The 947-nt window shown below is 56.3% G+C and carries 1 protein-coding gene; it reads left to right on the top strand.

Annotation, left to right across the window (positions count from 1 at the left end; translation table 11 throughout):
• Positions 1 to 236 (top strand): hypothetical protein (locus tag BTJ49_RS15865; protein ID WP_206098446.1); only part of this gene is annotated, 236 nt, incomplete at its 5' end.
• Between the last annotated feature and the right edge of the window lie 711 nt (positions 237 to 947).

Below are 947 nucleotides of genomic sequence, written 5' to 3'. Positions count from 1 at the left end.
GGCTCGAGCGAACCGCGCTCACCGAAAAGCCGCATACACGAACGCAACCGCACCGTTTTGCCAACGAGTATGTACTCAGTTACTTGCAGGGGGAGTCCATACATGAATTGTTATGCGGCTGCCGCGAACTCGACGCACAGTACATTGAGGCGACCCCACGCGTTGAAGTTGAACCGAATGTGTCGCAGGCCAGCTACAGCATGCATGGTACGCCCAGACGGGTGCGCGGACAGTAGAGCGCTTTCGAATAGCTCGCAAACCCCATCGTAAGGTTCGCCAGGAAGTAGTGAGTCGTTGCCCTCTTGCCACGAGAAGGCAGCGACGCCAGCGAATCTGACTTGGATAGCTTGACCGGAAGCGCTGTTGAAGCGAACCGAAAGCTTCCCCGGAGCTGATGCAAGCTCCGGATAGCTGGTATCTGCTGTTGAGAAGCCGAGTTGTAGTTTCTCTAGCTGCATAACGCTGGAGTTAAGCGGCGCGCGTCAGCGCGTCCGCCTTGAACGAGTGGTTAGGCGCGGCGGCGATGTGGCTCATAGAACAGCCATCCAATCTTGCGCCTCTACGTGCTTGAAGAACGAGTCGAACGCCTCGTAGGAAAAGTCTAGTGTAATTGAGTGCCCGCCCTTAGGATGCCGCTCAATAGACTCGATGCGTTGCACCCCGGGCGCAGTTTTGATGAGCTCACGCAACTCGCCCACCTCCTTATCCGCGTAGGTCTCTTGGGAGAGTCGCCGCATCAGTCGAACATGGAAGCGCATTCTAATTTGCCGCCTAACGCTGGAGTTAAGCGGCGGCGAAGCCGTCCGCCTTGAACGAGTAAAAAGAGACTTCCCCTCCCTTCGGCCTCGAAGGCCATGATGGTGTTGCGACACAACCGTCAGCAGAAGAGGAAGTCTCCATGAACACTATAATCCTTGGCGTGGACTTGGCGAAGACCGCTTTTTCGT

Source organism: Oleiagrimonas sp. MCCC 1A03011 (assembly GCF_003267965.1).
In the GTDB taxonomy this organism is placed as follows: domain Bacteria; phylum Pseudomonadota; class Gammaproteobacteria; order Xanthomonadales; family Rhodanobacteraceae; genus Oleiagrimonas; species Oleiagrimonas citrea.
This window is presented reverse-complemented; position numbering and strand designations above follow the sequence as displayed.